The organism is Klebsiella sp. H-Nf2 (assembly GCF_002806645.1).
GTDB lineage: Bacteria > Pseudomonadota > Gammaproteobacteria > Enterobacterales > Enterobacteriaceae > Klebsiella > Klebsiella variicola.
Genome location: NZ_PIBL01000007.1, coordinates 100511 through 121242, shown reverse-complemented (window position 1 = coordinate 121242; position 20732 = coordinate 100511). Strand labels below are relative to the sequence as shown.

17 protein-coding genes and 1 pseudogene are annotated in these 20732 nt (G+C 56.8%); 17 read left to right on the top strand and 1 reads right to left on the bottom strand.

Going from position 1 to position 20732, the window contains the following annotated elements; genetic code table 11:
- The first annotated feature begins 125 nt into the window (after positions 1–125).
- From lnt to CWM58_RS17700, 7 genes and pseudogenes are all read left to right on the top strand, one after another.
- Positions 126–1664, top strand: coding sequence for an apolipoprotein N-acyltransferase (gene lnt, locus CWM58_RS17730; RefSeq protein WP_061155340.1), 1539 nt, complete (start codon positions 126–128; stop codon positions 1662–1664).
- Positions 1665–2019: 355 nt separating this feature from the next.
- Positions 2020–2931: an amino acid ABC transporter substrate-binding protein gene (locus tag CWM58_RS17725; protein WP_061155341.1), complete on the top strand. Its 912-nt coding sequence runs from the start codon at positions 2020–2022 to the stop codon at positions 2929–2931.
- 164 nt (positions 2932–3095) lie between these two features.
- Positions 3096–3836, top strand: a complete 741-nt coding sequence (locus CWM58_RS17720) for an amino acid ABC transporter permease (RefSeq protein WP_061155342.1) — start codon at positions 3096–3098, stop codon at positions 3834–3836.
- A complete protein-coding gene (gene gltK / locus CWM58_RS17715) occupies positions 3836–4510 on the top strand; it encodes a glutamate/aspartate ABC transporter permease GltK (RefSeq protein ID WP_074386537.1) in 675 nt (224 codons plus the stop codon). The genes CWM58_RS17720 and gltK overlap by 1 nt, the downstream gene beginning before the upstream one ends.
- Positions 4510–5235, top strand: coding sequence for an amino acid ABC transporter ATP-binding protein (locus CWM58_RS17710; RefSeq protein ID WP_008805645.1), 726 nt, complete (start codon positions 4510–4512; stop codon positions 5233–5235). Before gltK ends, CWM58_RS17710 begins: the two co-directional genes overlap by 1 nt.
- A 373-nt stretch (positions 5236–5608) precedes the next feature.
- Positions 5609–7279: pseudogene (locus tag CWM58_RS17705) on the top strand (ShlB/FhaC/HecB family hemolysin secretion/activation protein).
- A 64-nt stretch (positions 7280–7343) separates the two neighbouring features.
- The gene (locus CWM58_RS17700) at positions 7344–9137 is read left to right on the top strand and encodes a filamentous hemagglutinin N-terminal domain-containing protein (RefSeq protein ID WP_100681462.1); all 1794 of its coding nucleotides are present in this window, start codon (positions 7344–7346) and stop codon (positions 9135–9137) included.
- A gap of 47 nt (positions 9138–9184) precedes the next feature.
- Here the strand turns inward: CWM58_RS17700 and CWM58_RS17695 are convergent, their stop codons facing one another.
- A complete protein-coding gene (locus CWM58_RS17695; protein WP_061156401.1) occupies positions 9185–9667 on the bottom strand; it encodes a zinc ribbon-containing protein in 483 nt (160 codons plus the stop codon).
- A gap of 226 nt (positions 9668–9893) precedes the next feature.
- Here CWM58_RS17695 and leuS point away from each other — a divergent pair, with 226 nt between their 5' ends.
- From leuS to rlpA, 10 genes are all read left to right on the top strand, one after another.
- On the top strand, positions 9894–12476 hold the full coding sequence (gene leuS, locus CWM58_RS17690) for a leucine--tRNA ligase (protein ID WP_100681461.1): 2583 nt from the start codon (positions 9894–9896) through the stop codon (positions 12474–12476).
- Positions 12477–12490: 14 nt separating this feature from the next.
- Entirely contained in the window at positions 12491–13081 is a 591-nt protein-coding gene (gene lptE, locus CWM58_RS17685) for an LPS assembly lipoprotein LptE (RefSeq protein ID WP_061155347.1), read from the top strand.
- Positions 13081–14112 carry a DNA polymerase III subunit delta gene (holA, locus tag CWM58_RS17680; protein ID WP_032691138.1) on the top strand — a complete coding sequence of 344 codons (1032 nt, stop codon included), beginning with the start codon at positions 13081–13083 and terminating at the stop codon, positions 14110–14112. Before lptE ends, holA begins: the two co-directional genes overlap by 1 nt.
- Entirely contained in the window at positions 14105–14755 is a 651-nt protein-coding gene (nadD, locus tag CWM58_RS17675; RefSeq protein WP_165785818.1) for a nicotinate-nucleotide adenylyltransferase, read from the top strand. The genes holA and nadD overlap by 8 nt, the downstream gene beginning before the upstream one ends.
- Before the next feature lie 72 nt (positions 14756–14827).
- Positions 14828–15457: an adenosylcobalamin/alpha-ribazole phosphatase gene (locus CWM58_RS17670; protein WP_100681459.1), complete on the top strand. Its 630-nt coding sequence runs from the start codon at positions 14828–14830 to the stop codon at positions 15455–15457.
- Between the two features lie 222 nt (positions 15458–15679).
- Positions 15680–15997: a ribosome silencing factor gene (gene rsfS / locus CWM58_RS17660; RefSeq protein WP_002894623.1), complete on the top strand. Its 318-nt coding sequence runs from the start codon at positions 15680–15682 to the stop codon at positions 15995–15997.
- 3 nt (positions 15998–16000) lie between these two features.
- Positions 16001–16468, top strand: a complete 468-nt coding sequence (gene rlmH, locus CWM58_RS17655) for a 23S rRNA (pseudouridine(1915)-N(3))-methyltransferase RlmH (RefSeq protein ID WP_002894620.1) — start codon at positions 16001–16003, stop codon at positions 16466–16468.
- Positions 16469–16495: 27 nt separating this feature from the next.
- Positions 16496–18397 (top strand): peptidoglycan DD-transpeptidase MrdA, encoded by a 1902-nt coding sequence (mrdA, locus tag CWM58_RS17650; protein ID WP_061155351.1) that lies wholly within the window; start codon positions 16496–16498, stop codon positions 18395–18397.
- Positions 18397–19509 carry a peptidoglycan glycosyltransferase MrdB gene (mrdB, locus tag CWM58_RS17645; protein WP_008805635.1) on the top strand — a complete coding sequence of 371 codons (1113 nt, stop codon included), beginning with the start codon at positions 18397–18399 and terminating at the stop codon, positions 19507–19509. Before mrdA ends, mrdB begins: the two co-directional genes overlap by 1 nt.
- A gap of 11 nt (positions 19510–19520) precedes the next feature.
- Entirely contained in the window at positions 19521–20678 is a 1158-nt protein-coding gene (gene rlpA / locus CWM58_RS17640; protein ID WP_061155352.1) for an endolytic peptidoglycan transglycosylase RlpA, read from the top strand.
- Positions 20679–20732 lie beyond the last annotated feature (54 nt).

Here is a 20732-nt window from a genome sequence, read left to right as displayed (position 1 = left end):
GCGGCGCTGAAGGTCACGGCCAGCCGGGAGACAGACCGTGGGCGATCCCCGGCTGTCCCCTCTCCCTGCTGGCAAACAGCATAGCCTGTGGCAACAGGCGTTAATTTACGGGACGATTAGCCTAAATGGTATTTGCCTCTCTTCTTGAACGTCAGCGCGTACGTCTGCTGCTGGCGCTGCTATTCGGAGCCAGCGGAACGCTGGCTTTTTCACCTTATGATTTCTGGCCGGCAGCTATCGTTTCGCTGGCCGGTCTGCAGGCGTTGACCCTCAACCGACGCCCGCTGCAAAGCGCCGGGATCGGCTATTTCTGGGGATTCGGGCTGTTTGGCACCGGTATCAACTGGGTCTATGTCAGCATCGCGCAATTCGGCGGTATGCCAGGTCCGGTTAACGTCTTCCTCGTCGTTCTGCTGGCGGCTTATCTCTCGCTCTATACCGGCCTGTTTGCCGGCCTGCTCGCCCGGCTGTGGCCCAAAACCAGCTGGCTGCGGGTGGCTATCGCCGCCCCCGTCGTCTGGCAAATCACCGAGTTCCTGCGCGGCTGGGTGCTGACGGGTTTCCCGTGGCTGCAGTTCGGCTACAGCCAGATTGACGGCCCGCTGAAAGGCCTGGCGCCGGTGATGGGCGTCGAGGCGATCAACTTCCTGCTGATGATGGTTAGCGGCCTGCTGGCCCTGGCCCTCGTCCAGCGCAACTGGAAGCCGCTGGCTATTGCCGCGCTGCTGTTCGCCCTGCCGTTCCCGCTGCGCTATATCCAGTGGTATCAGCTGCTGCCGGAGCGCGCGACCCAGGTCTCGCTGGTGCAAGGCGACATTCCGCAGGCCATGAAGTGGGACGAGAAGCAGCTGGTCAACACCCTGAAAACGTACCTGGCGCTGACCCAGCCTCATATCGGCCACTCGCAGCTGATTATCTGGCCCGAGTCGGCGATCCCGGATCTGGAGATCAACCAGCAGCAGTTCCTCAGCATGATGGACGATCTGCTGCGCGCAAAAGACAGCTCGCTGATCACCGGCATTGTCGATGCGCGTCTCAATAAGCAGAACCGCTACGATACCTACAACACCATCATTACCCTCGGTAAAGATAACCCGTACCGCTACGACTCGACCAACCGTTACAACAAGAACCATCTGGTGCCGTTCGGTGAGTTTGTGCCGCTGGAATCGATTCTGCGTCCGCTGGCGCCGTTCTTTGACCTGCCAATGTCCTCCTTCAGCCGCGGCCCCTACGTGCAGCCGCAGCTGATGGCACATAACCTGAAGCTGACCGCCGCCATCTGCTACGAGATCATCCTCGGGGAACAGGTACGCGATAACTTCCGGCCGGACACCGACTTCCTGCTGACCATCTCCAACGACGCCTGGTTCGGTAAGTCCATCGGTCCGTGGCAACACTTCCAGATGGCGCGGATGCGTGCGCTGGAGCTGGCCCGACCGCTCCTGCGCAGCACCAATAATGGCATTACTGCGGTGATCGGCCCGCGCGGCGAGATCCAGAAGATGATCCCGCAGTTTACCCGCGAAGTGTTGACGACCACCGTGACACCCACCAGCGGCTTAACCCCCTATGCCCGCACCGGCAACTGGCCGCTATGGGCGCTGACGGCGTTGTTTGGCTTCGCTGCGCTGCTGATGAGCCTGCGTCAGCGTCGCCGATAAGTCTCTCCGCCGGCGACGCCCGTCGCCGGCGTTTTTTCTCACCCTGTTTGCCATCCTGGCACAGTCATTGCTTTATTTTCCCTGGTAGCGACATCGTCCGACCCAGTGCAACCAGGTTGCACCATAAACGTTCGGCGGTCGCGCTATTTTGGTGCAATGGAAGATATTTGCCTCCCATTGGTGCGGAGCACTTCGCAAAAATAAACAATAAAACAGCAAAATCTTTACATTAAGCCAAACTAAATGCTAACAAACACATACAAATGCGGCACGTGGACGCGTGCCCCGAATAACAACACACACAATCACAATGGGTATCAATAGCGTCGCTGACGCTACGGATAAGGAGTTGGATATGCAATTACGTAAACTGGCCGCCGCAATGCTGGTCATGGGTGTGACCGCCGGTGTGGCACACGCAGAAGATGCCGCCCCGGCGGCAGGCCAGAGCACCCTGGATAAGATCGCCAAAAATGGGGTTATCGTTGTCGGTCATCGTGAATCTTCAGTCCCTTTCTCTTACTACGATAACCAGCAGCAGGTTGTGGGCTACTCTCAGGACTATTCCAACGCCATCGTTGATGCCATCAAGAAAAAGCTGAATAAACCTGACCTGCAGGTCAAACTGATCCCGGTCACCTCGCAGAACCGTATCCCGCTGCTGCAGAATGGCACCTTTGATTTCGAGTGCGGCTCAACCACTAACAACCTCGAGCGCCAGAAACAGGCCGCCTTCTCCGATACCATCTTCGTGGTCGGCACCCGTCTGCTGGTGAAGAAAGACGGTCCGATCAAAGATTTCCCGGACCTGAAAGACAAAGCCGTTGTTGTCACCTCCGGAACCACCTCAGAGATCCTGCTGCATAAGCTGAACGATGAGAAAAAAATGAATATGCGCATTATCAGCGCCAAAGATCATGGCGACTCTTTCCGCACCCTGGAAAGCGGACGCGCCGTGGCCTTTATGATGGATGACGCCCTGCTGGCGGGCGAACGCGCGAAGGCGAAGAAACCGGATAACTGGGAAATCGTCGGCACTGCGCAGTCGAAAGAAGCCTATGGCTGCATGCTGCGTAAAGACGATCCGTCGTTCAAAGCGCTGGTCGATGAAACCGTTGCCCAAGCCCAGACCTCTGGCGAAGCGGCGAAATGGTTTGATAAATGGTTCAAAAATCCAATTCCGCCGAAAAACCTTAACCTGAACTTCGAACTGTCTGACGACATGAAAGCGCTGTTCAAATCACCTAATGACAAAGCACTGAACTAATTATAACAACCAGGGGCAGGATATCCTGCCCTCCCGATGATTGTCACAGCACGGACAGACTATACGGTGGCTGGTCGTTCCCCAGCCGCCGCGAATACCGAAACAAGCTGGACAACCGTCTTCGAGGGTAGCAATGGCTACCCTTTTTTTTCCAGGAGTCATGTATGTCAATAGACTGGAACTGGGGGATTTTCCTGCAACAGGCCCCCTTCGGCAACACTACCTACCTGGGCTGGCTGTGGAGCGGTTTTCAGATAACCGTCGCCCTCTCCATCTCGGCCTGGATCATCGCTTTTCTCGTCGGCTCACTGTTTGGCATTTTACGCACGGTCCCCAATCGTCTGCTCTCAGGGATTGGCACCTGCTATGTCGAACTGTTTCGCAACGTGCCGCTGATCGTGCAGTTCTTTACCTGGTACCTGGTGGTGCCGGAATTCCTGCCAGAAAATATCGGCATGTGGTTTAAATCCGAGCTGGATCCGAACATTCAGTTCTTTGTCTCCTCCATGCTGTGCCTGGGGTTGTTTACCGCCGCGCGCGTCTGCGAACAGGTTCGCGCCGCCATTCAGTCGCTACCGCGCGGGCAGAAGAACGCCGGTCTGGCGATGGGCCTGACCCTGCCGCAAACCTACCGCTACGTGCTGCTGCCGAACGCCTATCGCGTTATCGTGCCGCCGATGACCTCGGAAATGATGAACCTGGTGAAGAACTCGGCCATCGCCTCTACCATCGGTCTTGCCGATATGGCCGCGCAGGCGGGCAAACTGCTGGACTACTCCGCTCATGCCTGGGAGTCTTTTACGGCCATCACCCTGGCCTACGTCTTCATCAACGCGGTGATTATGCTGATTATGTATGTGGTCGAGCGTAAGGTTCGCCTGCCTGGCAATCTGGGAGGCAAATAATGTACGATTTTGACTGGAGTTCGATCGTTCCGTCCATGCCCTATCTGCTGGCGGGGCTGGTGATCACCCTGAAAATTACGGTGATAGCCATTATTTTCGGCATCGTCTGGGGCACCCTGCTGGCGGTGATGCGCCTGTCCAGCTTTCTGCCGCTGGCCTGGTTTGCTAAAACCTACGTCAACGTGTTCCGCTCTATCCCACTGGTGATGGTCCTGCTGTGGTTCTACCTGATTGTCCCGGGCTTCCTGCAGAACGTGCTGGGCCTGTCGCCGAAGACGGATATTCGCCTGATCTCGGCGATGGTGGCCTTTTCGATGTTCGAAGCCGCCTACTACTCAGAGATTATCCGCGCCGGCATCCAGAGCATCTCCCGCGGCCAGTCCGGCGCCGCGCTGGCGCTGGGGATGACCCACTGGCAGTCAATGCGGCTGGTGATCCTGCCACAGGCCTTCCGCGCCATGGTGCCACTGCTGCTAACCCAGGGGATCGTCCTGTTCCAGGATACCTCGCTGGTGTATGTATTGAGCCTCGCCGACTTCTTCCGTACCGCCTCCACGATTGGCGAGCGTGACGGAACCCAGGTCGAAATGATCCTGTTCGCGGGCGGCGTCTATTTTGTGATTAGTCTCAGCGCCTCGCTGTTGGTCAGCTGGTTGAAGAAAAGGACTGTGTAATGATTACCCTGAAAAATGTTTCAAAATGGTATGGTCACTTTCAGGTGCTGACCGATTGCTCCACGGAAGTGAAAAAAGGCGAAGTCGTGGTGGTCTGCGGGCCGTCAGGCTCGGGTAAATCCACGCTGATTAAAACGGTAAACGGCCTTGAGCCCGTGCAACAGGGGCAGATTATCGTCGACGGCACCGTGGTTAACGATAAAAAGACCAATCTGGCCAAACTGCGTTCGCACGTCGGGATGGTATTTCAGCATTTTGAACTGTTCCCGCATCTGTCGATTATCGACAACCTGACGCTGGCTCAGGTCAAAGTGCTTAACCGCGATAAAGCATCAGCGCGCAAGAAGGGCCTCAAATTGCTGGAGCGCGTTGGCCTGGCGGCGCATGCGGAAAAATATCCGGCACAGCTCTCCGGCGGCCAGCAGCAGCGTGTGGCCATTGCTCGTGCCCTGTGTATGGACCCGATCGCCATGCTGTTTGATGAACCCACCTCAGCGCTTGATCCGGAGATGATCAACGAGGTGCTGGACGTCATGGTCGAACTGGCCAACGAGGGGATGACCATGATGGTTGTGACCCATGAAATGGGCTTTGCCCGCAAGGTGGCGAACCGGGTGATCTTTATGGATGAAGGGAAGATTGTCGAAGATGCCGATAAAGAAGCCTTCTTTGCCAATCCGCAATCCGATCGCGCCAAAGATTTCCTCGCCAAAATACTTCATTAATGGTTTTTCTCTGCGCATACCGCCCGGTATGCGCAGCTTATCTTTCCCGCCATGTTATTCGTCAATATTATTTATGCGGCTGGTTATCGCCACTACCATTTACGTACTAAATAAACCTCACCGATAAAACCTGAACTTATTTATTAAATCGATCAATTCATAAAGAATTCAATAATGAATTCGTGGATCTGCCTCACTACCACCGCTAGCATATAACGCCTCGTAACAGGTTCGTCGCACGATTATTTTATTAATTGAATATAATATTCTTGCCTGACCTCGCCTGCGCCGAAATAAAGACCATCAGTGTTCTCTGCCACCCGCAGGATAACTGATGCGTCACCGAACCAATGAAACAAATGGATATTGCTTCATGTTAATTCAATCTCGCACGCTCACCGGGCTGCTGTGTATCACGCTGGCGGGCACCTCAGCCGCCGGGGCCACACAATTGACCACCTCTGCTCACCAGACGGAGCAGGATAAAGCCCGTCAGGAGGCGCTGACGCCGCAGCAACAGGATTTTCAGTCTTCACAACAGCGCGTGGCGCCGCAGGGTATCCCTTTTCCTGAGGAAACGCATTGCAAATTGATCAACCGGGTCGATATCGATTCCGATAACCAGATGCTTACCCGCCAATTACTGGCGAAAACGGCGCAGCAGGCGCAGGGGCGCTGTCTGGGCGGTGAAGGCATTCGTCTGCTGGCCTATACCTTGCAAAATGAGCTGATCGCGCAAGGCTACATCACCTCCCTGATTGATGTGCCCTCCCAGTCGCTGGAGCAAGGCATTCTCAGGCTGACGCTGCACTATGGCAAAGTGGGCGCTATCGACTATGCCGACGGCTCAGACACCACCCGCTTGTGGAATTCACTGCCAACCTCTTCCGGCACGATCCTGCGCTTAAGCGACCTCGAGCAGGGCATGGTCAATCTGCAGCGCCTGCCCGGCGCCACCGCGCACATGAAACTGCTGCCGGGGCAGCACGAGGGGGAAAGCGATATCCAGATTGCCCGCAGCCTGGAGAAAAAATGGCAGCTTGGCGCCTGGCTTGACGACGCCGGCAGCAAAGCCAGCGGCCGCTACTAGGCCGGCGGCGCCCTCTATCTCTACGACCTGACCACTCTCAACGATATCCTGTACCTTTCCGGCGGGGGCGATATTGAATTCAATCAGCATAACGACGGTAACCACAACGGCAGCCTGTATTATTCTATTCCCTTCGGCTACTGGTCATTGAGCGCCTACGGAGCATACAGCCAGTATCGCCAGCAGTTTAACGGCAACTGGTCGACGATGGATTATAAGAGCAAGAATCGCTACTACAGCGCCACGCTGAGCCGTTTGCTCTCCCACACCCGGCAGCAAAAAACCACCGCCGATCTGCGGATTGCCAAGAGCACCTCGCATTATTACTTCGGCGGCAGTGAACTACAGGTAATGCGCAAGCAAACGCCCGCCTGGGAGTTCACCCTCAACCACCAGCACTACTTTAATAAAAAGATTGTCGATGCCAGCATCGGCATCCAGCGCAGTCTGCCGTGGCTCAGCTCGATGCCAACGCCAGAAGAGAAAGCCGGGCTATACAGCCCGCTGTCGCGTATCGTCCATGGCAATCTGCAGGCGATGATGAAATTTGACGCCACCGGCGACAAATTTACCTGGGCTCCGCGAGTGAGCGCGCAGTTCAGTCCGGATAAACTCGCTTCCGATAATAAATTCAATATTGGCAGCCGCTGGAGCGTGCGCGGTTTTGACGGTGAAAACAGCCTGTCCGGCAATCAGGGATGGTACTGGCGCAACGATTTTATCTGGGATCTGCCCACCCACGAGCGGCAATTCTATCTGGGCGCGGATGTGGGTCGCCTTATCGGCGCCGATCTGTATCAAAAAGGCAAAGTGCTCTCCGGCGCCGTCAGCGGCCTGCGCGGACAATTATGGTCAACGCAATACGATCTGTTTATTAGCACCCCGCTCAGTAAGCCGGATAAGTTTCATAGCGACGCCCTGAATATGGGCTTTTCATTACAGTGGAGGTATTAATTCAGTCATTATCGACCCTTTCAGCTACGTTGTTTATTAATCTTAATTTAAAGGAATAAATAAAATGTTTAAGTTTAAAGCTTCTTATGTCGCGCTGGCGGCAGTATTAACCTCGTCGGTGGTCTATGCCGACCCGACCAGCTATACGCATTCGTCCGGCGCCACGGTTATCGATATTGAAAAGCCGAACGCCGCCGGCGTCTCCCATAACCTGTACCGCGATTTCAACGTCGGTACTAATGGCACCGTCCTTAATAACAGCGGCGAGGATGTCAGCCACGGCACGCTGGGCAATATTGCCCGCAACAACAACCTGACCGCCGGCAGCGCCTCGGTGATTTTGAACGAAGTCACCTCCAAAAACGCCAGTAGCCTGAAGGGCTTTATCGAAGTTAACGGCCAGAAAGCGGATGTGGTGATCGCCAACCCGAACGGCATCACCTGCTCCGGTTGTAGCTTTGTCAATACCAACAAGGCCATCCTGACCACCGGTAAAGTCAACATGACCAGCGATGGCGCTATCGGCAGCTATACCGTGACGGGCGGCACCCTCACCATCGGCGAAAACGGCATGAACGCCGCCAACAGCTATGCAGTTCTGCTCGCCGACGCAATTAAGATTAATGGTAAAGTGCAGGCCAATAATGCCCTGGTCAGCGCAGGTCGCTTCACCATGGATAACAGCTCTGGCGCGATAACCTCTGCAGGTAAACAAGCGACGCTTATCGAAATGACGGTCAACCCGCAATACAGCATCGACGTCAGCAGCCTTGGCGGCATCACCGCCAATAGCATCAGCATGGTCGGCAATAACATCGGCTTTGGCGTACGTAACAATGGCTCAATTATCGCCAGTAGCACGCTGCAGCTCACCAGCAACGGTAATCTGCTGAACAAAGGGACGATAAAAGGCAACGGTCTGCTGAGCCAGGTTTCCACCGCCACGGGGATCACCAATGACGGCAGCATCGCCGGCGCTTATTACTTAATGCTTTCCAGTGGGAGCTCTATCGTCAATACTGGATCGCTCACCGGCGGCCAGCTGATTGCCTCCGCCAACAGTAACATCACGAGCTTTAAATCCGGTTCGATCACCGGCACCAACGGTTTAACGCTGACCAGCGGCGGGAAAATCAGCAACGAGGAAAAATCCTCATTGCTCTCGAATAACCAGATTTCCATCACGGCGATGGGCGATTTCTTCAATGAAGGAAAAATCAGCGCCAAAAATACCAGCCTGACATTTGTTGGCGACAGCTTTAAAAACACCGGCAACATTAACTCTACCGGCCAAACCACCGTTCAGTCCCTTAAGCAGGATGGCAGCGCAAACAGCGGGGAAATCTATAACCTCGGTAATATCACCGGCGAAAATATCAACCTGCAGACCAACGGCACGCTGGCGCAAAGCACCAGTGGTCGCATGGAAGCCACCAATGCCATTACCGCTCACAGCTACTGGCTGAATCAGAATGGTTATATGAAAGCGGCTGATATTACGACCGATCATGGCGTCGTGCATAACTACGGCAAAATCTCAGCCCAGAATATTGCACTCACTGTGAAAGGCGACATCACGAACGAAGGGACAATCTATAGTACCGGAGACCTGCTGCTTGACACGCTGAACAAAGGCAACATCTCCAACTATTATCTGATTCAGGCGGATGGGACGTTAACGATGAACGCGAAAAAGGTCGTTAACAGCGGTCGCGGCTGCGGCTGGTTAGGGTTTAACACTTGTGACGTCGGCACCCTCCGCGCTAACAAGCTGGTGCTTAACTCATCGCAGAAATATGCCAGCGATATGGGTGGCTATCAGTTTTTCAAAAGCACCGAAATCAACACCGTGAAATAAGGCAGTCCACGATGCGCGAAGGCTCGCGCATCGTTTTTTCACACTGCTTAAGGTTCGAAGGGCCGACGCTGGAACTGATCGTGGCCACACTTCGGACAGCGTGGCAGCACGTCCGGGGTATATACCGCCAGGTGATAGTGGCACTTCTCGCAGACCAGATTACCCAGACCAACCACCTCTCCGCTGTGGTACACGCCGTGGTGATTCAGATCCTGAAAGACTTCGCGCCACTCGAGCTGCGTTTTGTCGGTGATATCAGCCAACTCCTGCCACAGGCTCTCTTTGATCACCCGCATAAACACGCTGTCGCTCTCGTCTTCATGACTCTCTTCGTAGCTGCGGGCAAACTCCTCGAGATCGCGCTTCACCGCCGCAATCACCGACTCGACCTCGCTCTGCGTGAGATCGCCGGCGCGGACGATTTTTTCACGCGCCTGCGTCACCAGCGCATCGATGTCTCGCTCTCCATGGCGGAGCCGTTCGCTGAGCGAGGAGACCAGTTCACGGTAATATTGAGCAACCTTGTTCATCATTTCGCCTCCGGTGTGGTTAACGTCTTCTGATAATAGACCTTATTCCTCTCCCGCTGTGTCTGACAAGCCACAGAGTCGCGAAATAATCAGCGCGGCTTTTGCCGATGTTAATGTGCGAAAGGCTGTTTTGACGGGGGCGTTTGGGCTATGCTATGCCGATCTGAAATAACACATCCATTGGCTACATTTTGTAGCTGTATTGAAAACAGGACCACTGGCTGCCATGCAAGAGCAATACCGCCCGGAAGAGATAGAATCGAAAGTCCAGCTTCACTGGGACGAAAATCGTACATTTGAAGTAACTGAAGACGAGAGCAAAGAGAAGTATTACTGCCTGTCGATGCTTCCTTATCCTTCTGGTCGACTACACATGGGTCACGTGCGTAACTACACCATCGGCGATGTGATTGCCCGTTATCAGCGTATGCTGGGCAAAAACGTCCTGCAGCCGATTGGCTGGGATGCGTTTGGTCTGCCGGCGGAAGGCGCGGCAGTGAAAAACAACACCGCGCCAGCACCATGGACCTACGACAACATCGCCTACATGAAAAACCAGCTCAAAATGCTGGGTTTTGGCTATGACTGGAGCCGCGAGCTGGCGACCTGCACCCCGGAATACTACCGCTGGGAGCAGAAATTCTTCACCGAGCTGTACAAAAAAGGCCTGGTATACAAGAAAACCTCCTCGGTGAACTGGTGCCCGAACGACCAGACCGTACTGGCCAACGAACAGGTTATTGACGGCTGCTGCTGGCGCTGCGATACCAAAGTCGAGCGTAAAGAGATCCCGCAGTGGTTTATTAAAATCACCGCCTACGCCGATGAACTGCTGAACGATCTGGATAAACTGGATCACTGGCCAGACACCGTGAAGACCATGCAGCGCAACTGGATCGGCCGTTCCGAAGGGGTGGAAATCTCCTTTGACGTCAACAACTACGCCGATAAGCTGACCGTCTACACCACCCGTCCGGACACCTTTATGGGCTGCACCTACCTGGCCGTCGCGGCGGGTCACCCGCTGGCGCAGCAGGCTGCAGCGAACAATCCGACACTGGCTGCCTTTATCGACGAATGCCGTAACACCAAAGTGGCCGAAGCCGACATGGCGACGATGGAGAAAAAAGGCGTCGATACCGGATTTAAAGCCATTCATCCGCTGACCGGCGAAGAAATTCCTGTCTGGGCGGCAAACTTCGTGCTGATGGAATACGGCACCGGCGCGGTCATGGCCGTTCCGGGCCACGACCAGCGTGACTATGAGTTCGCCAGCAAGTACGGTCTGAACATCAAGCCGGTTATCCTGGCTGCCGACGGCTCCGAGCCGGATCTCTCCGCACAGGCGCTGACCGAGAAAGGCGTTCTGTTTAACTCCGGCGAGTTCAGCGGCCTCGATTATGAAGCCGGCTTCAACGCCATTGCCGACAAACTGGCTGCCATGGGCGTGGGCGAGCGTAAAATTAACTTCCGCCTGCGTGACTGGGGTGTGTCCCGTCAACGCTACTGGGGCGCGCCGATCCCGATGGTGACCCTGGAAGATGGCACCGTGCTGCCGACACCGGAAGATCAACTGCCGGTGATCCTGCCGGAAGATGTGGTCATGGACGGCATCACCAGCCCGATCAAAGCCGATCCTGAGTGGGCGAAGACCACCGTTAACGGTCAGCCGGCGCTGCGCGAAACCGACACCTTTGACACCTTTATGGAATCCTCCTGGTACTATGCGCGCTACACCTGCCCGCAGTATCAGGAAGGGATGCTGGATTCGAAAGCGGCCAACTACTGGCTGCCGGTAGATATCTACATCGGCGGTATCGAACACGCCATCATGCACCTGCTCTACTTCCGTTTCTTCCACAAGCTGATGCGTGACGCGGGCATGGTCAACTCCGATGAGCCGGCGAAGCAGCTGCTGTGCCAGGGCATGGTGCTGGCTGACGCCTTCTACTACGTAGGCGAAAACGGCGAACGTAACTGGGTTTCCCCGGTTGACGCCATCGTTGAGCGCGACGAAAAAGGCCGCATCGTGAAAGCGAAAGACGCGGCAGGCCATGAGCTGGTGTACACCGGCATGAGCAAGATGTCCAAGTCGAAAAACAACGGCATCGACCCGCAGGTGATGGTTGAGCGTTATGGCGCGGACACCGTGCGTCTGTTCATGATGTTTGCGTCCCCGGCGGATATGACCCTCGAGTGGCAGGAATCTGGCGTTGAAGGGGCTAACCGCTTCCTGAAACGCGTCTGGAAGCTGGTCTACGAGCACACCACCAAAGGGGACGTTGCGGCACTTAACGTGGCGGCGCTGAGTGAAGATCAGAAAGCGCTGCGTCGCGATATTCACAAAACTATCGCCAAAGTGACTGATGACATCGGCCGTCGTCAGACCTTCAACACCGCCATCGCGGCGATCATGGAGCTGATGAACAAGCTGGCGAAAGCGCCGCAGGAAGACGAACAGGATCGTGCCCTGATGCAGGAAGCGCTGCTGGCGGTGGTGCGTATGCTGAACCCGTTCACCCCGCACGCCAGCTTCACCCTGTGGCGCGAGCTGAACGGCGAAGGCGATATCGACAACGCGCCGTGGCCGGTGGCGGATGAAAGCGCGATGGTGGAAGACAGCACCCTCGTCGTCGTCCAGGTCAATGGCAAAGTTCGTGGTAAAATTACCGTTGCGGTAGATGCAACTGAAGAGCAGGTCCGCGAGCGTGCCGGCCAGGAACATCTGGTCGCAAAATATCTCGACGGTAAAACCGTACGTAAAGTGATTTACGTTCCGGGTAAACTGCTCAATCTGGTCGTTGGCTAAGCGCGGGAGGAAGCGTGCGATATCTGGTAACAATGTTGTTATCCCTGGCGGTGCTTGTCACCGCCGGCTGTGGCTGGCATCTGCGTAGCACTACGAAGGTGCCCACCACCATGAAAACCATGATTCTTCAGTCGAGCGATCCGAACGGGCCGTTAAGTCGCGCGGTACGTAATCAGCTGCGTCTTAATGGCGTGGACCTGATCGACGCCAGCACGCTGCGTAAAGATGTTCCTTCTCTGCGCCTCGATGGATCGTCGATTCAGAAAGATACCGCCTCGGTGTTCCAGGATGGTCGTACCGCGGAATATCAGATGGTCATGACCGTTCATGCCAGCGTCCTGATCCCGGGTCACGATATCTATCCGATTACCACTAAGGTCTATCGTTCGTTCTTCGATAACCCGCAGGCGGCGTTAGCGAAAGACGCCGAGCAGGATATGATTATCCAGGAAATGTACGACAAAGCAGCGGAACAGCTGATTCGTAAGCTGCCGAGCGTACAGGTTGCAGATGTTGAAGCAACCCAGCAGGAAGAGAAACCGGTCGCCAGCAGCACGGCACCGGCTTCCTCGGGTAACCGCGTCTCCACCACTCTGGGTCAATGATGATTCGGTTGTACCCGGAACAGCTCCGCGCGCAGCTCACTGAAGGGCTGCGCGCGGCCTATCTGCTGCTTGGCAACGATCCCCTGTTGTTGCAGGAAAGCCAGGACGCCATTCGTGAAGCCGCTGCCGCCCAGGGCTTTACCGAGCACCACACCTTCACCATCGATAACAGCACCGACTGGCAGGCGATTTTCGCGTTAAGCCAGGCGTTGAGTCTGTTCTCCAGCCGGCAAACGCTGTTGCTAATCCTGCCGGAAAACGGCCCTAACGCGGCGATCAACGAACAGCTGGCGACCCTGATCGGCCTGCTGCACGACGACCTGCTGCTGATAGTTCGCGGGAATAAGCTGACCAAAGCCCAGGAGAATGCCGCGTGGCTTACCGCCCTGGCGCAGCGGGCCGTCCAGGTCAGTTGCCAGACGCCGGAATACGCACAGCTGCCGCGCTGGCTGGCCGCCCGGGCCAAACAGCATCAGCTGCAGCTCGACGACGCGGCCAGTCAGCTGCTGTGCTACTGTTACGAAGGTAATCTGCTGGCGCTGGCGCAGGCGCTGGAGCGTCTGGCGCTGCTCTGGCCGGACGGTAAGCTGACCCTGCCCCGGGTTGAGCAGGCGGTAAACGATGCCGCCCACTTTACCCCTTACCATTGGGTCGATGCGCTACTGGCAGGCAAAAGCAAGCGCGTGCTGCATGTTCTGCAACAGCTCCGCCTTGAAGGCTGCGAGCCGGCGATCCTGCTGCGTACGCTACAGCGGGAGCTGCTGCTGCTGGTCACGCTCAAACGCCAGTCGACGCACACGCCGCTGCGCTCGCTGTTTGATAAACATCGGGTCTGGCAAAACCGCCGTCAGCTGCTCAGCGATGCCCTCGCCCGACTGAGCGGGGAACAGCTGCGCCAGGCGGTGACCCTCCTGACCCGTGCAGAACTGACCTTTAAACAGGATTACGGGCACGACGTCTGGCCCGAACTGGAAAGTCTTTCGTTGTTGCTCTGCCACAAAGCCCTGGCGGACGTTTTTATTGATGGTTGATATGACTCAGTTGCAGGCAATCTATGGCGGCACCTTCGATCCGGTGCATTATGGTCACCTCAAGCCGGTCGAGATCCTGGCGAATCAGATTGGCCTGAGCAAGGTCATCATCATGCCTAACAACGTCCCGCCGCACCGTCCCCAGCCGGAAGCCACCAGCGCCCAGCGCGTGCATATGCTTAAGCTGGCGATCGCCGATAAGCCGCTGTTCACGCTCGACGAACGCGAACTGCAGCGTGACACCCCCTCCTGGACGGCAGACACGCTGCAGGCGTGGCGTCAGGAGCAGGGGCCAGAAAAACCACTGGCGTTTATCATCGGCCAGGATTCGCTGCTCACCTTCCCCACCTGGCACCACTATGAAACCATCCTTGATAACGTTCATCTGATCGTCTGCCGCCGCCCGGGTTACCCGCTGACCATGGCGCACGGCGCGGATCAGCGCTGGCTGGATCGCCACTTAACTCACGACGTAGAGCGCCTGCATAACCGCCCCGCCGGGGCCATCTACCTGGCTGAGACGCCATGGTTCGATATCTCGGCGACGATTATCCGCCAGCGCCTCGAGCGCGGGGAATCCTGCGCCGAGATGCTACCGGCCACCGTGCTGGACTACATCCGCGATCAGGGACTCTATTGCTGATCCCGGACTGGGCCTGACGCTAAAAAAGCGCTATCGTAGCGCCACGTCTCCACCGCCTGTCTGAGCATCATCATGAAATTATGGTTAGTTCGCCACGGTGAAACCGAAGCCAACGTTGCCGGGTTATACAGCGGCCATGCCCCCACTCCTCTGACGCCGCGCGGCGTCGCCCAGGCGCGAGCACTCGGCGAACGGCTGCGCGCGGTGCCTTTCGATAAAGTATTCTGTAGTGAGCTGGCGAGAACCGGAACAACGGCCGATCTGCTGCTTGGCGATCGCCATATCCCGCGTGAGTGCCATGCCGCGCTCAATGAAATGTTTTTCGGCGACTGGGAGATGCGTCATCATCGCGATCTCCAGCGGGAGGATGCGCAAAACTATGCCGCGTGGTGTGATGACTGGCAGCACGCGGCCCCGACCAACGGCGAAAGCTTTCAGAAGTTTTCCCGCCGCGTCAGCGGATTCACCACAACGCTGGCCGACTGCCGCCATCTTGACCACCTGCTAATTGTCGGCCATCAGGGCGTCCTGAGCCTGCTGACGGCCCTGCTGTTGCAGATGCCCGCGGCGGCGATGTGGCATTTCCCCATTGCCCATGGCGCCTGGAGCCTCCTCGATATGCGCGACGATTTCACCACCCTGCGCGTATTAAATAGCCAGGCTGTCTGGCAGCCGCAAGAAGAATTCCCGCCAGACCATTGACAGGCCACGGCAGGCTGTTATTCTCCGCTGCCGGGCAGCATCCGCCACAGTATGTTTGCAGAAATTGTTTTACAAAAATGGCGATGCAATCCGCGGCGAGGGATGGGATGATACCCCGCCACGAACGCCTGCCGACAGACATTTCACCCGACTTTTTCATCAGTTCAGGTATACTGTCAGGCTCTTTATCATTATCAATCTTCATGCACCCAGGGGGAACACTTGCAGGGTAAAGCACTCCAGGATTTTGTTATCGACAAAATTGATGACCTGAAAGGTCAGGACATCGTCGCCATTGATGTACATGGCAAATCCAGCATCACCGATTGCATGATTATCTGCACCGGCACCTCCACCCGTCACGTGATGTCCATCGCCGACCACGTGGTTCAGGAATCCCGCGCCGCCGGCATGCTGCCGCTGGGCGTTGAAGGGGAAGCCGCCGCCGACTGGATCGTCGTCGACCTCGGCGACGTGATGGTTCACGTCATGCAGGAAGAGAGCCGTCGTCTGTACGAGCTGGAAAAACTCTGGAGTTAATGCGTGAAGTTGCAGCTGGTGGCCGTTGGCACCAAAATGCCGGACTGGGTACAGACCGGCTTTAGCGAGTATCTGCGCCGTTTTCCCAAAGATATGCCGTTTGAACTGGTGGAGATCCCCGCCGGTAAACGCGGCAAGAACGCCGATATCAAGCGCATCCTCGAAAAAGAGGGCGAGATGATGTTGGCCGCTGCCGGTAAGAACCGTATCGTGACCCTGGATATTCCGGGAAAACCATGGGATACGCCGCAGCTGGCGCGCGAACTGGAACGCTGGAAACAGGACGGGCGCGACGTCAGTTTGCTGGTAGGCGGCCCGGAAGGCCTCTCTCCAGCCTGTAAAGCAGCGGCGGAACAGAGTTGGTCGCTCTCCACCCTCACCTTACCTCACCCGCTGGTGCGCGTACTGGTGGCCGAGAGTCTGTATCGGGCGTGGAGCATTACCACCAACCACCCGTACCACCGTGAGTAATGATGATCAGGGTAGACTAAGCAGCGAATGAAATTACAGAATTCTTTCCGCGACTATACGGCTGAATCCTCGCTGTTCGTGCGCCGGGCGCTGGTCGCTTTTTTGGGGATTTTGCTGCTTACCGGCGTTCTGGTCGCCAACCTGTACAATGTGCAAATCGTTCGCTTCAATGACTATCAGACGCGTTCGAACGAAAACCGCATCAAGCTGGTGCCGATCCCGCCGAGCCGCGGCATTATTTACGATCGCAATGGCACCCCGCTGGCGCTTAACCGCACCATTTATCAGCTGGAGATGATGCCGGAGAAAGTCGATAACGTGCAGCAGACGCTGGATGCGCTGCGTGACGTCGTCGATTTAACCGACGACGATATCGCCGGCTTCAAAAAGGAGCGAGCCCGCTCCCATCGCTTTACCTCGATTCCGGTAAAGATCAACCTCAGTGAAGTGCAGGTTGCCCGCTTTGCCGTCAACCAGTACCGCTTTCCCGGTGTGGAAGTCAAAGGCTACAAGCGTCGCTACTACCCCTATAACTCCGCGCTGACGCACGTCATTGGCTACGTCTCAAAAATTAACGATAAAGACGTCGACCGCCTCGACAAAGAGGGCAAGCTGGCTAACTACGCCTCGACCCACGACATCGGTAAGCTGGGTATTGAGCGTTATTATGAGGACGTCCTGCATGGTCAGACCGGTTACGAAGAGGTTGAAGTGAACAACCGCGGCCGCGTCATTCGTCAGCTGAAAGAGGTGCCGCCGCAGGCCGGACGCGATATCTACCTCACCCTCGATCTCAAGCTGCAGCAGTATATCGAAACCCTGTTGGCCGGTAGCCGTGCCGCCGTGGTGGTCACCGATCCACGTACCGGCGCCGTTCTGGCGCTGGTGTCTACGCCGAGCTACGACCCGAACCTGTTCGTCGATGGCATCTCCAGTAAAGATTACTCCGGCCTGCTCAACGATCCGAACACGCCGCTGGTCAACCGTGCGACGCAGGGGGTCTATCCGCCGGCGTCGACGGTAAAACCGTACGTCGCCGTCTCGGCGCTGAGCGCCGGGGTGATCACCCGCAATACCAGCCTGTTCGACCCTGGCTGGTGGCAGCTGCCTGGCTCCGATAAACGCTATCGTGACTGGAAAAAATGGGGTCACGGCCATCTCAACGTCACCAAAGCGCTGGAGGAGTCTGCGGATACCTATTTCTATCAGGTCGCCTATGACATGGGCATCGATCGCCTCTCAGAGTGGATGAGCAAGTTTGGCTACGGCCACTACACCGGTATCGACCTTTCTGAAGAGCGCTCGGGCAACATGCCAACCCGTGAATGGAAGCTCAAGCGCTTCAAGAAACCCTGGTACCAGGGGGACACCATTCCGGTGGGCATCGGTCAGGGGTACTGGACTGCCACTCCCATCCAGATGAACAAAGCGCTGATGATCCTGATTAACGACGGGGTGGTGAAAGTGCCGCATCTGCTGCAAAGCACCGTGGAAGACGGCAAGCCCGTTCCGTGGGTCCAGCCGCATGAGCCGCCGGTGGGCGACATCCATTCAGGCTACTGGGAAATCGCCAAAGACGGCATGTTCGGCGTGGCCAACCGCGGCAACGGCACCGCGCACAAATACTTCGCCAGCGCGCCGTATAAGATCGCGGCCAAGTCCGGTACCGCCCAGGTATTCGGTCTGAAAGCTAACGAAACCTATAACGCGCATCGGATCTCTGAACGTCTGCGTGACCACAAACTGATGACGGCGTTTGCGCCTTATAACAACCCTCAGGTTGCCGTGGCGATGATCCTGGAAAACGGCGGCGCCGGCCCGGCGGTCGGCACCATTATGCGCCAAATCCTCGATCACATTATGCTGGGCGATAACAACACCACGCTGCCAAGCGAAAACCCGGCGGTCACCGCAGGGGAGGATCAATAATGACGGATAATCCGAACAAAAAATCGCTGTGGGATAAAATCCATCTTGACCCCACCATGCTGCTGATCTTACTGGCGCTGCTGACCTATAGCGCGCTGGTTATCTGGAGCGCCAGCGGTCAGGACGTCGGCATGATGGAGCGTAAAATCGGCCAGATCGCCATGGGCGTGGTGATCATGATTGTCATGGCGCAGATCCCACCGCGGGTCTATGAAGGCTGGGCGCCCTATCTCTATATTTTCTGTATTATTCTGCTGGTGGCCGTTGATGCTTTCGGCGCCATCTCCAAAGGGGCGCAGCGCTGGCTGGATCTCGGTATCGTTCGCTTTCAGCCGTCGGAGATAGCGAAAATCGCCGTGCCGCTGATGGTCGCGCGCTTTATTAACCGCGACGTCTGTCCGCCCTCGCTGAAGAACACCGCGATTGCGCTGGTGCTGATTTTTCTGCCGACCCTGCTGGTGGCAGCACAACCCGACCTCGGCACCTCGATTCTGATCGCTCTCTCCGGGCTGTTTGTGCTGTTCCTTTCCGGCCTGAGCTGGCGTCTTATCGGGATCGCCGTGGTGCTGGTCGCCGCCTTTATTCCGATCCTGTGGTTCTTCCTGATGCATGACTATCAGCGCCAGCGCGTGATGATGCTCCTCGATCCGGAAACCGACCCGCTGGGCGCCGGCTATCACATTATTCAGTCTAAAATTGCCATTGGCTCCGGCGGTCTGCGCGGCAAAGGCTGGCTGCACGGCACGCAGTCGCAACTGGAGTTCCTGCCGGAACGCCACACCGACTTTATCTTCGCCGTACTGGCCGAAGAACTGGGGCTGATTGGCGTGCTGATCCTGCTGGCGTTGTATATCCTGCTGATCATGCGCGGACTGTGGATCGCCGCCCAGGCGCAAACCACCTTTGGCCGGGTCATGGCCGGTGGTTTAATGTTGATTTTATTCGTTTATGTCTTCGTAAATATTGGTATGGTGAGTGGTATTTTACCGGTGGTGGGCGTACCGTTGCCGCTGGTGAGCTACGGGGGCTCCGCCCTGATCGTATTGATGGCCGGGTTTGGTATCGTGATGTCGATCCATACCCACAGAAAAATGTTGTCGAAAAGCGTTTAAAGGGGTTTGCAATGCGTAAGCAATGGCTGGGGATCTGCATAGCAGCGGGGCTGCTGGCGGCATGTTCGAGTGATGACGTGCAACAAAAAACGGTCAGTACTCCACAGCCGGCCGTCTGTAATGGCCCGACGGTTGAGATCAGTGGTGCCGATCCGCAGTATGAAACGCCGAACGCCACGGCGAATCAGGATTATGAGCGCGACGGCAAAAGCTACAAAGTCGTTCAGGATCCGGCAAACTTTACTCAGACCGGTTTTGCGGCGATCTATGACGCTGAGCCCAACAGTAACCTGACTGCCAGCGGCGAAGCCTTCGATCCGACCCAACTGACCGCAGCGCACCCCACACTGCCAATCCCGAGCTATGCGCGGATCACCAACCTCGCTAACGGGCGCATGATCGTCGTGCGGATTAACGATCGCGGCCCGTATGGCAACGATCGCGTCATCTCGCTTTCCCGTGCGTCCGCTGACCGTCTGAACACCTCGAACAACACCAAGGTGCGTATCGACCCCATCATCGTTGCGCCTGACGGTTCGCTTTCCGGTCCGGGAATGGCCTGCACCACCGTCGCCAAACAAACGTACGCCCTGCCCGCTCGACCGAATCTGGACGGCGGTGACGCCACAGGCATGAGCCAGCCTGCGCCTGCCGACGTTCGCCCGATCAGCAACAACACCCTGAAGCCGGAAGACAGTGTCGGCGCCCCGGTGAACAGCGGCGGTTTCCTCGGCGCCCCGACGCCGCTGAACAGCGGCGTGCTGGAGAGTAGCGAGCCGGCAGCCACGACTGCTGCCACTGCGGCCCCTGCTGCTGCCGTCGCGACGCAAACGGCTCCCGTCACCGCGCCAGGCTCCATCCAGGGTAGCGTAGCGGCTACAGCGGCCACTGCCGCGACCGCCGGCGCCGTTGCCGCCTCCTCTACCGCCACCTCCAGCGCCAGCGGTAATTTTGTCGTCCAGGTTGGCGCGGTGAGCGATCAGGCGCGGGCGAAGCAGTATCAACAGCGCCTGAGCCAGCAGTTCTCCGTACCAGGCCGGGTCACGCAGAATGGCGCGGTATGGCGTATTCAGCTGGGCCCGTTTGCTGACAAGGCGCAGGCCAGTGCGGTTCAGCAGCGCCTGCAAAGCGAAGCGCAGCTGCAGTCCTTTATTACTCACGCCAACTAAACGCCGCGGGCGGCCCGCTCAAGATGCGCATGTAAAAGTCATTAACAAACTCAT

Coding starts and splice junctions, on each gene's coding strand:
- lnt (WP_061155340.1), top strand. CDS start 126: ATGGTATTTGCCTCTCTTCTTGAACGTCAGCGCGTACGTCTGCTGCTG.
- CWM58_RS17725 (WP_061155341.1), top strand. CDS start 2,020: ATGCAATTACGTAAACTGGCCGCCGCAATGCTGGTCATGGGTGTGACC.
- CWM58_RS17720 (WP_061155342.1), top strand. CDS start 3,096: ATGTCAATAGACTGGAACTGGGGGATTTTCCTGCAACAGGCCCCCTTC.
- gltK (WP_074386537.1), top strand. CDS start 3,836: ATGTACGATTTTGACTGGAGTTCGATCGTTCCGTCCATGCCCTATCTG.
- CWM58_RS17710 (WP_008805645.1), top strand. CDS start 4,510: ATGATTACCCTGAAAAATGTTTCAAAATGGTATGGTCACTTTCAGGTG.
- CWM58_RS17700 (WP_100681462.1), top strand. CDS start 7,344: ATGTTTAAGTTTAAAGCTTCTTATGTCGCGCTGGCGGCAGTATTAACC.
- CWM58_RS17695 (WP_061156401.1), bottom strand. CDS start 9,667: ATGAACAAGGTTGCTCAATATTACCGTGAACTGGTCTCCTCGCTCAGC.
- leuS (WP_100681461.1), top strand. CDS start 9,894: ATGCAAGAGCAATACCGCCCGGAAGAGATAGAATCGAAAGTCCAGCTT.
- holA (WP_032691138.1), top strand. CDS start 13,081: ATGATTCGGTTGTACCCGGAACAGCTCCGCGCGCAGCTCACTGAAGGG.
- nadD (WP_165785818.1), top strand. CDS start 14,105: ATGGTTGATATGACTCAGTTGCAGGCAATCTATGGCGGCACCTTCGAT.
- CWM58_RS17670 (WP_100681459.1), top strand. CDS start 14,828: ATGAAATTATGGTTAGTTCGCCACGGTGAAACCGAAGCCAACGTTGCC.
- mrdA (WP_061155351.1), top strand. CDS start 16,496: ATGAAATTACAGAATTCTTTCCGCGACTATACGGCTGAATCCTCGCTG.
- mrdB (WP_008805635.1), top strand. CDS start 18,397: ATGACGGATAATCCGAACAAAAAATCGCTGTGGGATAAAATCCATCTT.
- rlpA (WP_061155352.1), top strand. CDS start 19,521: ATGCGTAAGCAATGGCTGGGGATCTGCATAGCAGCGGGGCTGCTGGCG.